Below are 12,595 nucleotides of genomic sequence, written 5' to 3'. Positions count from 1 at the left end.
GCAGGACCGGCTCGGGGCGAGACGTCCGAGACACAAGTTACTGATGGGTTGGATGTGACAGGAGAAAACCATGTGGCTGAAATGCCATGGGTGACCGGAGTGCGCGGCAGGGAGCGGCCTCCGGCGGGTCCCGGGACACCCTCGTCCAAGGCGCCCCCGGGCCTGCCGAACCGACCGCTGAACGCGGCTGTGCCCCGCTGCCGTTGGCAGCGGGGCACAGCTCTGGGTGCTCCGGGCCGGGCGCTCCCCTCCGCGCACCCTGCCCGGGGCGTCCGGTCAGGCCGCCTCGCCGGGGGCGGGCCTGCCGGGGCTCACTTCATGGCGGCCAGGGCCTGGTCCACTCCCGCGAGGGGCGATCCGAGACCGGTGACGGTGTCGTACCCGGGGCCGGCGGTGCACTCGGTGCCGCACAGCCCGTTGGAGCCCGACGTGACGTCGTCGAGCTTGGTGCCCAGGGCGTACACGTCGGTGTGGGCGGTGTCCCCCTCGGGCCCGGCGACGGCCAGGGGCGCCTTGCCGGCCTCGGCACGCAGCTGGTCGGCCGTGCTGATCACCGCGGCCCAGGTCGGGGCGGACAGGCTGGTGCCGCCGACCTCCAGCCACACGGGGCTGCCCCCGGCGGAGGTGTAGACGGCGACGCCCGTGTTCGGGTCGGCGACGAAGCTGACGTCCGGGGTGGCGCGGTACTTCGAGCTCTGCACGCCGTCCTGGTAGGCCGGGCGCTTCTCGAAGTAGCTCAGGCCGCCGCCGGTCGAGGACCACGCGGTCTCGCCGAGGGTGGCGCCGTTCGCGTCCAGCTTCAGGCTGGTCCCGCCGATGGCCAGCGCGTTGGGGTTGGTGCTGGAGTAGCCGGCCGGGTAGCCGGCGTCACCGGTGGACTGGGTGCAGACGGAGTCGGCGAGCTTGCAGTGGCCGTCGTAGAAGGACTCCTCGGAGAACTCCGACATGCCCCAGCTGTTGCTGACGACGGCCGGGTGCAGCGAGGCTGCCTTGTCCACGCCCTGGTACAGGCCCGCGGCGGAGGCGTCGGCCGCCTCCACCAGCACGATCCTGGCGTGCGGGGCGACCGCGTGCGCCCACTCGATGTCGAGCGCCTCCTCCTCTTCCCAACTGGCGTTCGCCTCGGGCTTCGTGCCGTCGGCGTAGACCTGCTGGAAGTCGAAGCAGTCCGTGCCGTCCGCGACGCTGTCGCAGGTCTGCGGCAGGCCGAAGTGGTCGGCGAAGTGGTTCAGGTCGGCCTCGGCGGTCGGGTAGTCGTAGGCGTCGACGATGGCGATCGTCTGGCCGCGGCCGTCACCGGTCAGCCCGAGGCGGGCCTGGATCTGCTGCGGGCTGTAGCCCTTGGTGGTCTCGGTGGCGTCGTTCGGCGCGGCCGCCACGGTCGATCTGACCTCGACCGGCGGGGTGATCGCGCCCGCGGTCGGCAGGGTCGCGCCGGTGAACGGAGTGGCGGCGGGCGCGCTGTCGCTCTGCAGGCCCTGCTGCTTCGCGGCGAGGCCGGACGGCGCCTTCACCGTCCGCGGCTGCACGGAGCGGGTGGCCGCGGTGGCCGGCTGCGGGGTGTCGGTGACGTGCTGGACCGTCACGCCGTGCGGGTAGTCGTCCACCGCGATCATCTCGGAGCCGAACCCGCCGACGTTCTGGCTCAGGTCGTAGGCGGCGTTGTCCATCGGCAGGCCGATGATGTCGGTGGCCTTGCCGCCGGTCAGGTCCGTGGCGACGGCGGTGCCGGCGTAGAGCGAGAACGTCTCGCTCGTGCTCTCCAGGTAGTCGTCGGAGGTCGGGAAGGGCTGGTCGTACTGCTCCAGCCCGCCGACGCCGCCGACGAAGGTCTCCTTGCCGCCGGTGGTGGTGGCGAAGACGCCCTGCTGGTTGTTCGGCAGCGTGCTCACGTTGTACGGCGCGCTGCCGTCCACCGGGTAGACCGTCATCTGGAAGGCGTGCAGCTCGACCAGGCCGTACGTCGGCGATGCGGCGAACCCCTGGAAGGTCGCGGATCCGACCGAGTCGTGCTCGGACAGCACCTTGCCGGTGGCGCCGTTCACGATCTGCACACGGTGCTTGATGGTCGAGGGCTGGTCGCCGCCGAAGGCGAAGGCGACGGCCTTGCCACCGGCCCCGGGGATGCCGGCGCCGGCGAGGACGCCGGCCTGCTGCTCGATCCAGTCGGCCGAGGCCGCGGTGGCGTTGCTCGGCTGCTCGCTCCAGAGCTGCTTGCCGGTGCCGGCGTCCAGCGCGACAGCGGCCGGGGCCGGGTCGCTGACCCCGGTGCCGAACGCGGAGCGGGCGCCGCCGTACTCCAGGAACAACCGGCCCTGCCCGTCGGTGGACGGGGTGGAGTACAGCACCTGCTTGGCGCCGACGCCGGCCGGGCGGTAGTCCCACGTCCGGGAACCGTCGGCGGTGTAGGCGGCGACGCTGCTCGCACCGGTGGCGACGATCCGGCCGCCGGTGACGACCAGACCGTACTGGAAGGAACCGGTGCTGACGTCCGCGCCGACCTTGCCGGTGGCCGGGTCGACCACGGCGAAGCCGTGCGAGGTGGCGGCGACCACCCGCGTGGCTGTCCTGCCGTAGCTGTCGGCGACCTTCGCCACCTGGATCTGGTGCACGGCCGCGCTCACGGCCGAGTGCCACAGGATGGTCGGTGTGGCGCTCTTGAGGGAGCGGCCGTCGAGAGCGAACAGGCCGTGGCTCTGGCCGCCGACGACCAGGTCCTTGACCCCGTCACCGTTGACGTCGACGGACGCGGCCCCGTAGTTCTCGCTGAACAGCGGCAGGTCGGTGGCCTTGCCGCTGTTCTCGTCCACCGTCCAGGCGTTCATGTCCTGGCCGACGGCGAGCAGGCCGCCCTGGTAGGCGGTGACCTGGTCGCCGGTCACGTCGCCGTCGCGGCGCCACTCCAGCGAGCCGTCCCGCGCGTCCAGGGAGAGCAGCTGGCTGTTGTAGACGCCCTCGGGCCGCGCCGCGCTGTCGGCGACGTTGTCCGCGACGGTGGCGACGATCCGGCCGTGACCGGTCGGGTCGTAGGACAGGGCCAGCGTGGGCGCGTTCGGGTTGCCGACCGTGCTGCTGGTCTGCCGGGTCCAGACGGTGTCGCCGTTGCCGTCCCAGCCGGATATGGTGCTCTGCCCGTCACTGAGGTCGGCGTTGATGCCGAGCTCCGCGACGGCGTACCGGGCCTGCTTGCCGTGGGCCTGGCCGTCGACGACGAAGTCCTCGGGGATGGTGTTCTGCCGCGAGGCCAGCACCGTACGGGCGCCGGTCCGGGCGTCGATCGCCGTCAGGTCCCAACGCACCGCGTCGTACGGGTCGTTCTGCTCGGCGACCAGCACCCGGTCCGAGCCCGGGTCCTGGTGGAGGATGCGCGGGTAGCCCGGCGTCTTGGTGTCCACCACGGCCTTGCCGCTGGTACCGCTGAGCACCAGGACGTGGCCGGCCGCAGGGCGCGGGTTGCCCAGGCCGAACGGCGTGTCCGTCCAACCGACCGTGATCCGGCCGTCGTTGAGCGGTTCGACGTCAGTGAAGTCCGCCCACGGCGCGCCGGTGCTGTAGGTCCACGCGGTCCTGGCGGCGACGGCGCCGCCCTTCTTCGCGGTGAAGGAGTACGCCAGCAGCGAGCTGCGGCTGTCGCCCTGCGTGGCGACCGGGTCGTCGCCCCAGTCCGGGCCGGTGGTGTCGGCGACCACCAGCTTGCCGTCGTGCGCCAGCAGCGAGCCCACGTAGCCCGGCAGCAGCTGGTGCCACAGCATGCGGCCGGTGCGGCCGTCGAGCACGTTGACGAAGGTGCCCGACGGCAGGTCGGAGCCGGGCGAGGTGAACGGCCGGGACGGGTACTGGCCGACCGAGTAGGCGACCGCGATGTCCGCCACACCGTCGCCGTTGAAGTCGGCCTGCGCGAAGGGGTGCCGGCCGGAGGACGAGGGCTCGTAGGGGTTGTAGCCCTCGGACAGCACGGGGCTGTACGGCTGGTCCTGGTAGCTGTTCTCCGCCGTCAGGTTCCAGTCGCCGTACAGCGAGGAACTGGTGCGGTCCCACACCGGGTCGCCCTTGGCGTCGTAGCGGGTGACGGTGCCGCCGGAGGACAGGGCGACCCAGTCCTTGGTGCCCTGCAGGGCGAGCGTGGAGACGGAGCCGCGCGCGCTCTCCCACGTCGTGGACTGGTCGATGGTGGTCGTCGCGGTCGACGTACCGGACGAATCACCGGACGAGGCCGCCGAGTCGGTGGACGGCGTGCCGGTTGCTGACGTGCCGCCGGAGGCGGCCGCGGCGACCAGTCCAGGCGTGCCGTCGGCGCGCCGGGTGTACTTCGCACTCAGCTTCGCCAGCTGCTTGGCGTTCAGACGCACGGGGTCGTGTGCGGCCGGGGCGGCATGCGCCGCCGGCGCCGACAGCAGCGCCGCCGCTGCTGCCAGGACGGCGGCCATCACGCCGCCGCGTAGGGCTTGGCCTGCGGGTCTCATCGAGAGCCGTCACTCCTTTGTCACCACGTAGGGGGGTGGCTGTACCTTTCCAGCCACACACCGGCGGTGGGGGCGATCGCGGTGGCCTGCTCCGGCCGTTGGCCGCAACAGGCCACCGCGTCACCGGTCATCCCGGTCATTTCGGGAGAAGGGACTGCCATGCTGGAGCCGGTCGGACTGGACGAGGCCGCCGAGCGGGCCTACGGGATGCTGCTGCACGAGGAGCAGCTCACCGTGGGGCATCTCGCCGGGGTGCTGGACCTGCCGACGGCGCGCGCCCGGCAGTCCCTCGACAGCCTGGTGGCGGCCGGGCTCGCCCAGTGCCACCCGGGGCGGCCGGCGCGCTACGCACCGGTCGACCCGCGCACCGGACTGACCGGGCTGATCCGGTCGCGGCAGCGCGAACTGGAGCGCGTCGCGGCCTCGGTGGAGGCGTACGCCGCCGACTACCACGAGCGCAACCTGCGGTCCGACCCGCGCCTGCTCGTGGAGGTCATCGAGGGGCCCAACGAGATCACCCGGCGCGTCGAGTCGCTCGTCGCCAGCGCGGAACGCGAGATCCTCGCCTTCGACGCCCCTCCGTACGTCTCCTCGAACGGCACCACGTCCCCGTCCGAACGGCACGCGCTCGCCCGCGGCGTGAGCGTGCGGGCCGCCTACGCCGGCGAGGTGCTGGCGATACCCGAACGGGCCGCGACGCTACGGGAGATGGTCCGGCTCGGCGAGCAGGCCCGGGTCCTGCCCCGGGTCCCGACGAAGCTGATCGTGGTGGACGCGCGCGAGGCCATCCTGCCGCTCACCGGGTCCGACAAGGGCCAGCGCACCACCGCGGCCTACGTCCGCCGCTCCGGGCTCAGCGACGCGCTCGTCGAGCTCTTCGAGGCCCACTGGGCCCTGTCCACCCCGGTCTTCGCCTCCGTCGAGGCACCCGAGCCCGTCGACCCGGAGATCACCCCCGAGGACCGGGCGCTCCTGCAACTGCTCAACGCGGGGCTGAAGGACGAGGCGATCGCCCGCCAACTCGACCTCAGCCAGCGCACCTTCCGCCGCCGCATCGCCATCCTCCTGCAACGCCTCGGCGCCACCAGCCGCTTCCAGGCCGGCACCCAGGCGATGCGCCGCGGCTGGCTGTGATCCGGCAGCCCGTCCTCAGGGGGTGACGATGGCGAAGTCCGGGTCGGGGGCGGCGAGATGGCCGAGGAGTGCGGGCAGGCGGCTCGCGTCGCCGCTGATCCGCACACCGTCCCGCGCGGCCAGGTCCGCGGGATCCGTGCCGCCGGTCAGCAGGGCGCGCAGGTCCGCCTCGGCCAGGTCGACCTCGACGTCCGGCTCGGCGGCGGCCGGCCCGGTACCGGTGACGTGGGTGAGGACGCCGTTGTGCAGCCGGAGGGTGACCGGGTCCCGGCCGTCGACGGTCCAGCGCACGGTGATGTCCGCGTCCCAACTGCGCGGGCCGTCCACGCGGATCGCCAGCGAGTCGAAGAGCTGGTCCAGTGTCAGGGCGGCGAGCAGATCGGGTGAGGTGGTGGCCGTGGGCGTACCGACCGGGCCCTCGCGCAGTTCCAGGGCCCCCATCAGGTAGAAGTTCCGCCAGGTGCCGTTCTCGCTGCCGTACCCGAGCTGTTCCAGGGCGTCGGCCTGGAGCCGGCGGGCCTCCGCGTGGTCGGGGTCGGCGAACAGCACGTGGTGGACGACCTGGGCCACCCAGCGGTAGTCGCCCTCGGCGAAGGACTCGCGCGCCCGGCGCACCACCTCGTCGGCGCCGCCCATGAACTCCACGTAGCGACGCGCCGCCTCGACGGGCGGGTGCTCCCACAGGTGCGCGGGGTTGCCGTCGAACCAGCCGAGGTAACGCTGGTAGACCGCCTTCGTGTTGTGGCTGACCGAGCCGTAGTAGCCGTGCGTGTGCCAGGCGCGCTCCAGGGCGGGCGGCATCCGCAGGGACTCCGCGATCTCCAGCGCGGTCAGGCCCTGGTTGAGCAGGCGCAGCGTCTGGTCGTGCAGGTAGGCGTACAGGTCGCGCTGCTCGGACAGGAAGCGGATCAGCTGCTCCCGCCCCCACACCGGCCAGTGGTGGGAGGCGAAGGCGACGTCGGAGGAGCCGGCGAACCGGTCGATCGCCTCGGCCAGGTACTGCGCCCAGACGCGGGGGTCGCGGACCTCGGCGCCGCGCAGGGTCAGCAGGTTGTGCTGGTTGTGGGTGGCGTTCTCGGCCATGCACAGGGCGGAGCGGTCGGGGAAGTGGATGTTCAGCTCGGCCGGCGCCTCGGTGCCCGGGGTGAGCTGGAAGACCATCCGGATGCCGTCGACGGTCTCGGTCTGCCCGGTGCGGGTGATGTCGCGGGTCGGCGGGACCAGGCCGACCGACCCCGTGGAGGTGGTCTGGCCGAGCCCCGCACCGATCTGGCCCCGCTCGCCCTTGGGCAGCGCGGCGCCGTACATGTACGCGGCCCGGCGGGCCATCGCGGTGCCGGCGTAGACGTTCTCGCGGACCGCGTGCTCCAGGAAGCCGTCCGGGGCGAGGACCGGGACGCCGCCGTCCGCCGCCCCGTCCGGGAGCACCCCGCGGACGCCGCCGAAGTGGTCGATGTGGCTGTGCGTGTAGAGCACGCCGGTGACGGGGCGGTCGCCGCGGTGCTCGCGGTAGAGGGCGAGGCCGGCAGCGGCGGTCTCCGCGGAGATCAGCGGGTCGATCACCAGCACCCCGGTGTCGCCCTCCACGAGGGTCATGTTGGACAGGTCGAAGCCGCGCACCTGGTAGATGCCGTCGGTCACCTCGAACAGGCCGTGGTCGGAGCAGAGGCGGCTCTGCCGCCACAGGCTCGGGTTGGCCGTGTCCGGGCAGTCGCCCGCCAGGAACCCGTACGCGTCCAGGTCCCACACGGTGCGACCCGTGCCTTCTTTGATCAGGGGGTCGGCTGCCGTGCCCATGAAGCCGCGCCGGGCGTCGTCGAGGTCCTGGGTGTCGTCGAAGGGCAGGCGGGCGGTGAGGGCGTTGTTGGCGGCGGCGATGGGGGGCTGCGCGGGTTTGGGGGTGGTGGGCGCGGGCTTGGACGCCGGCTTGGATGCGGCGGGCTTGGGTGCGGTGGGCTTGGGCCGGGGCCTGGACTTCGGGTCGGGGTTCGGCGTGGACTCGGGCAACGGGACTCCCTTGCAGGCGGGGCGTACGGCGGCGGCTGCGGGTCGGCCCGCCCGGTCCCACCCTCACCCTGAGGGCCTCGCCCCACGAGCACACGTACTCCGTCCGGGGGTACCCGCGCGGCCTGCCCGCTCACTCGTGTGGGTCCTTCGGGTCGCGGCGGCCGACCCGCTCGCCGAGCGTGGAAGCGTTCCTGGGACGGGAGGCGCCATGGCCCACCGAGCTGCTGCGGGACGCCCCCTGCGCAGCGCCTCGCGAAGCGGCGCGACCCCGTGAGGGCGCGCATCGGCGCACCGGCCGCCCCGGTCCGCGGGGATGGTTCCTGATGGCCGACGATCGGCTCCCGCCGGACGGCCCCGAGCCGGACGATGCCGGACCGGGCGGCGCCAAGCAGGGCGACGCGAAACCGGGCGACGCCGACGTCGGCGAACCCTCCGACGCGCTCCCCTGGTGGCGCAAGGGCGAGGAACCCGACTACCGGGCCACGATGGCCAACGAGCGCACCCTGCTGGCCTGGACCCGGACGGCGCTGGCGCTGCTGGCGGGCGCCTTCGCCGTGATCCGGCTGACCGGGATCACCCCGCACGCGCTGCGGCTGGCGCTCGGCGGCTACCTCATCGCCCTGTCCGCCGGCGTGACCGTCGCCGGGTACGTCCAGTGGCGCGTCCGCCAGGCCCGGATGCGCCAACGGCAGCCGCTGGGGGGCCTCGTGAACCCCACCGTCCTCACGGCGGCGCTGCTGGTGCTCGCCGGTTTCGTCGTCGCGGTGATCGCCTTCACGTCCTGAGGGCCCTCGGAGCGGCGGGTACGGGCACTCGGCGATGTTCCTCACTCACGACCCCGCCCACCACCTCCGCGTCTCGCTCCTCCCCCACATGTGAGACCGGATCGCCGGCCGCAGCACGAGAAGGCGTTTAGGAAACGGGGACCTCGGATGCCGTGACTAGCGGAGCTACCACGCCCGGACCAGATCCTCCGGCCCCCAGTGCGCGGTCAGCGGCAGCCCCTCGGCCAGGCCGCAGCGGGAAACCACGACCAGCGGAGTGTCCGGGGTGGTGCCGGGGACGGCGAGCGTGCCACGCACCAGGGCGTCGTACGCGTGGCCACCGAAGGGCCGGGTCTCCAGCCACCCATGCGGCTCGCCGCCGCCCGAGCTCACCCGTCGGCCACGCCCGCTGCCTGGCCGGGCGCGCTGCGCGTGGGTGCCGTGAGCTCCTCGTCCGTCCTCGCGAGACGGGCCTGTTCCTCCTCGACGATCCGGCGGGCCAGCTCCGTGTCCGACACGTCGACCGCGTCCGGAGTGGATTCGGCCATGGCGCTGCGGCGCGCGTAGGCATCGAAGAGGCGGGTCTTCGCCGCCAGCATCCTCACCAGGCGTTCGTCCACGCCTCCCGTGGCGAGGAGGCGGTGCACGCGAACCGGCCTGACCTGGCCCATGCGATGGGCCCGGGCCACCGCCTGGTGTTCCATGGTGGGCTTGATCTGGGGTTCGCAGATGACGACCACCGAGGCGGCCTGCAGGTTCAGGCCGACGCCCGCCGCCTGGATCTGCGCCAGGAGCACCGCCGGACCCGGGACAGCGGCGAAGTCGTCGACGACCTGCTGCCGCCGCGTGGGCGGGACGCTCCCGGTGAGCGGGCCGAACAGCGGGGTGCCGTCGCCGGCCCCCAGTGCTTCCTCCACCACGCGCAGCACGTCCTTGAACTGGGAGAATACCACCGTCTTCTGCCCGTTCTCGGCGGCCTCCCGGACGATCTCCCGGATCCGCTCCAGCTTCGCCGACTTCTCGGGGCGCATGTACGCGGCCCGGCGCATCGCCATGAAGTTACCGGCGAGGACGGCTGCACGGTACGCGTCCTCGTCCGATGCGCTCGGTTCCTCCCACTCGTCGGTCTGCTGGAGGCTCGGGAGTTCCGTCAGCACGTCCTCCTGGTTGCGCCGCAGGTAGATCGGCGCCACGGACCTGCGGAAGGCGACCGAACCGGCCAACGCGTCCCCGTCGCCAAGGGAGTTCGCGATGCCTTCGTCGAGCATCCGGACCAGGTGGCGGAACTCCGCGACCCGGTTCTCCATCGGGGTTCCGGTCATGAGGAGGGTCCGCTCGCAACGCTCCGCCCACAGGGCAACCGCCTGGGACCGCTTGGCCTTCGGGTTCTTCACGGAGTGCGCTTCGTCCACCACGAGCAGCCCGACCTCCCCGGCGCCCGGCGCGGGCAAGCCGCGCAGCGCTTCGAACGTGGTCACGCCGACCCCACCGCGACCCTTCCAGTCGGCGAACGCGTCGTGCCGATCAGGACCGTGGAGCACCATGACGCGCAACGCGCTGCGGGCTTCGATCTCCCGTGTCCAGTTCACAAGAACGCTCGCCGGACAGACGATCATGAAGTGGCTCTGCCCCTCGGCAGCCAGGTGCGCCAGGACCGCGATCGCCTGAACGGTCTTCCCGAGTCCCATCTCGTCGCCGAGGAGCACCCGGCGCTGCGCCAGCGCGAACCGCGCGCCGAACGCCTGGTAGCCGCGCAGGGAGACCCGGCGGTACCTGTCGTCGAGAGGCTGGGCCCGTACCCTCTCCGCGACCTCGTCCGGCAGGAACCCCTCGGCAGCGGCCGCGTCGGGCTGCCGGCCGGAGATCTCGGCGAGCAGGCTGTAGTACTCGGCGGAACGGACTTCGAAGTCCACCCAGGCCGCGATGTCGGACGAGGGCCCCCGCAACAGGTCCACCGACGCCTGCGAGATCAGCTCCCGCTGACCCGTCCGCTCCACCTCGTCGACCAGCGAACGGATCCCGGTGACCGCCGTCAGCGTGCGGGCCTTCTTCTCCGGGCCCGCCAGAAGCAACCCGAACCGGCCGGCGGCGGGCCGGGCGGCGGCCAGCAACGGGCCGAGCCGCTCGGACAGTTCGGCAGCCCTGTCGACCGCGCGCCGAGCGTCCGGGCCGGCCTCCACCAGGACGTGCAGGGCCACGACGAGCGCGGTGGTGTCCGGGTCGGGCCGGTCCACCTCGATGCGAACGGCCACGGTCTCGTACGCCGCCTCGGACAGCCGGCGGGCGGCGGCGAGCATCTGGTCGGCGGTGCGCTGCCCGACACCGGGAACCTGCCGCAACCGGTAGGGCCCGGCGTCGAGAACGCTGCCCACGGTACGCAGCCCGCTCTTCTCGACGCTCCCCAGCCGCAGCCGCCCTTCGGTCACGTCCTGGAGCCGGGCCACCGGGATGGCGTCGAGTTCCCGCTGTACCACCGCGTCATGGAGGGGCTTCAGTGCCGCTCGTACCGCCTCGACCGCCCTGCCGTGGTCGCCGATCGCCGCCTGCGCCGACTCGTGCAGGAGCGCTCCCCTCGCGACCGTGTCCCGCTCGCCACGCCCCACGCGTCCCGCCCCTCCGTCGCCTCCCCGCATCGTCCCACCACCGACACCGGCCCCGACCGGCCTTCGAGGTCCCCCCAGCGCGGAGAACAGAGCGGAGAACAGAAGGGCCCGACCCGCTTCTCGCAGGTCAGGCCATTTCCGCCGGCTCAACCAGACGTTGAAGAGCCTGTTCGGTCGAGTTCGGGGGGCTCACCCCCCGTATCCGTTCGGCGCTTCGGCACGTGGGCGGAAGGCCCTGGTGGCTGAGGGCGAGTGGACGGAACTGTCAGGTGGTGGTCGGGGTGGTGAGCTGGCCGAGGCCGCTGGCGTTGGGGGAGATCCAGGCGCTCCAGTCGGTCACGTCGTAGTCCGCGTAGCCGTTGTCCGCTGGGGCGGCGGGGCTGGCAGAGCCGGTGATGGTGACGGGGTCTCCCTGGCGGGCGAAGGCATAGAACCATTGCGCGTTGGCCATCGACAGGTGGACGCAGCCGTGCGAGCCGGCGCTGTGGCCCGGCTGCGGGTCGCCGTCGGAGTAATGCACGTACGTTCCGGAGGTCGTCAGTTCCACGGCGAACGGGTAGTAGTCGTGGTAGTAGTCCGGGTCGCTCTTGCTGCAGGCGATGTGGACGCTGCATGAGTCCATGAGCACCTTTCGGGCCTTGCCCATGACTGCCATCGTCCCGGTCCACGAGGGGTACTTCGCGCTGCCGGCGTCGATCGGGAACGTCTTGGTCACCGCGCCGTCGTGGGACACCTTCATCAGGTGCTGGTCGGCGTAGACGTGCACCTCGTCGTCCGAGCCGACGGTGAAAGAGTGCTGGTAGGAGTGGACCCCATAGCGTCCGTTCCCGTCGCCCACTCCGGCGAGTTCCGCGTCGAGGGTGACCTTCGTCCCGGTGAGCCAGTAAGCCTTGGGGCGGAAGTCCACCCGCCGGGAACTGAACCAGTGCCAAGCGCCGGTCACCGGGGTCGAGGTGGTGAGTTTCAAGTGCTTCTCGATGTCCGCGCGGGCCGAGACGGCCACCGCCTTGCTGAAGGTGACGGAGATCGGCATCGCCACCCCCACGGTCGTACCGCTCTGCGGTTCGATGGTGTCGAGCAGCATCTGCGGCCGCTGCGGAGTCGTTGAACTCGTCGGCAGCGAAGGCGTCGACGCGGAGCCGGTGCTCGCCTTCGTCGTGCCGGAGGAGGCCGCCGATCGGGACCCGGAGGAGGCTGAGTTGCCACCACAGCCACTTGCACCCGCCACCAGCGCTGCCGCCAGCACAGCCACACTGATGATCTTGTTCGCTCGTCTCACGGTGCCCCCCGCCCCTGTGCTCGTACTGTTGCACCCCACACCGACCTGGACACCATCCGGGGCACTTCAGTTCCGCACCGGCCGGGGAAGGCTCGCCCCCGCGAGGCGTCGTGCGGGTATGGGCCTCCTGCTTCCTGCCCGGCGAGCCGCTCGGCCTTCGCGCATACGTTGTTCGGCGTGGGACCGGCGTCGATGACCGAGTGCGTCTCCGAGCGCCTCGGCCACACCAACGCGGCCATGACGCCGAACATCTACGCCCACCTTGGTCCGACTCCGAGGAACGGACCCGAGCCGCCGTCGACAAGGCATACACGGACCGCCCCGACGAGGGTGACGCGTAAGTCA

Annotated in this window: 7 protein-coding genes; 2 read left to right on the top strand and 5 right to left on the bottom strand. The window is 72.3% G+C overall.

Annotated elements, in window-relative coordinates; genetic code table 11:
• Positions 1-311: 311 nt before the first annotated feature.
• Positions 312-4,463 carry a S53 family peptidase gene (locus C4U44_RS04450; RefSeq protein WP_146088192.1) on the bottom strand — a complete coding sequence of 1,384 codons (4,152 nt, stop codon included), beginning with the start codon at positions 4,461-4,463 and terminating at the stop codon, positions 312-314.
• A gap of 159 nt (positions 4,464-4,622) precedes the next feature.
• On the opposite strand from C4U44_RS04450, the gene C4U44_RS04445 reads away from it, so the two are divergent.
• On the top strand, positions 4,623-5,597 hold the full coding sequence (locus C4U44_RS04445) for a helix-turn-helix domain-containing protein (protein WP_103884288.1): 975 nt from the start codon (positions 4,623-4,625) through the stop codon (positions 5,595-5,597).
• Positions 5,598-5,612: 15 nt separating this feature from the next.
• Here C4U44_RS04445 and C4U44_RS04440 read toward each other — a convergent pair whose 3' ends face one another.
• Positions 5,613-7,394 (bottom strand): alkyl/aryl-sulfatase, encoded by a 1,782-nt coding sequence (locus C4U44_RS04440; protein ID WP_235031859.1) that lies wholly within the window; start codon positions 7,392-7,394, stop codon positions 5,613-5,615.
• A gap of 533 nt (positions 7,395-7,927) precedes the next feature.
• On the opposite strand from C4U44_RS04440, the gene C4U44_RS04435 reads away from it, so the two are divergent.
• Positions 7,928-8,389 carry a YidH family protein gene (locus C4U44_RS04435; protein ID WP_103884286.1) on the top strand — a complete coding sequence of 154 codons (462 nt, stop codon included), beginning with the start codon at positions 7,928-7,930 and terminating at the stop codon, positions 8,387-8,389.
• A 165-nt stretch (positions 8,390-8,554) separates the two neighbouring features.
• Here C4U44_RS04435 and C4U44_RS04430 read toward each other — a convergent pair whose 3' ends face one another.
• From C4U44_RS04430 to C4U44_RS04420, 3 genes are all read right to left on the bottom strand, one after another.
• Complete coding sequence (locus C4U44_RS04430) at positions 8,555-8,761, bottom strand: hypothetical protein (RefSeq protein ID WP_235031805.1); 207 nt, start codon at positions 8,759-8,761, stop codon at positions 8,555-8,557.
• Positions 8,758-11,001, bottom strand: coding sequence for a DEAD/DEAH box helicase (locus tag C4U44_RS04425; RefSeq protein ID WP_200823139.1), 2,244 nt, complete (start codon positions 10,999-11,001; stop codon positions 8,758-8,760). The genes C4U44_RS04430 and C4U44_RS04425 overlap by 4 nt, the downstream gene beginning before the upstream one ends.
• 235 nt (positions 11,002-11,236) lie before the next feature.
• Positions 11,237-12,199 (bottom strand): L,D-transpeptidase, encoded by a 963-nt coding sequence (locus C4U44_RS04420; protein ID WP_407642791.1) that lies wholly within the window; start codon positions 12,197-12,199, stop codon positions 11,237-11,239.
• Between the last annotated feature and the right edge of the window lie 396 nt (positions 12,200-12,595).

The sequence above is a fragment of the Actinacidiphila yanglinensis genome (genome assembly GCF_900107965.1).
Lineage (GTDB): Bacteria > Actinomycetota > Actinomycetes > Streptomycetales > Streptomycetaceae > Actinacidiphila > Actinacidiphila yanglinensis.
Note: the sequence above shows the minus strand (reverse complement) of the source record. Positions and strands in the feature narration are given on the sequence as shown.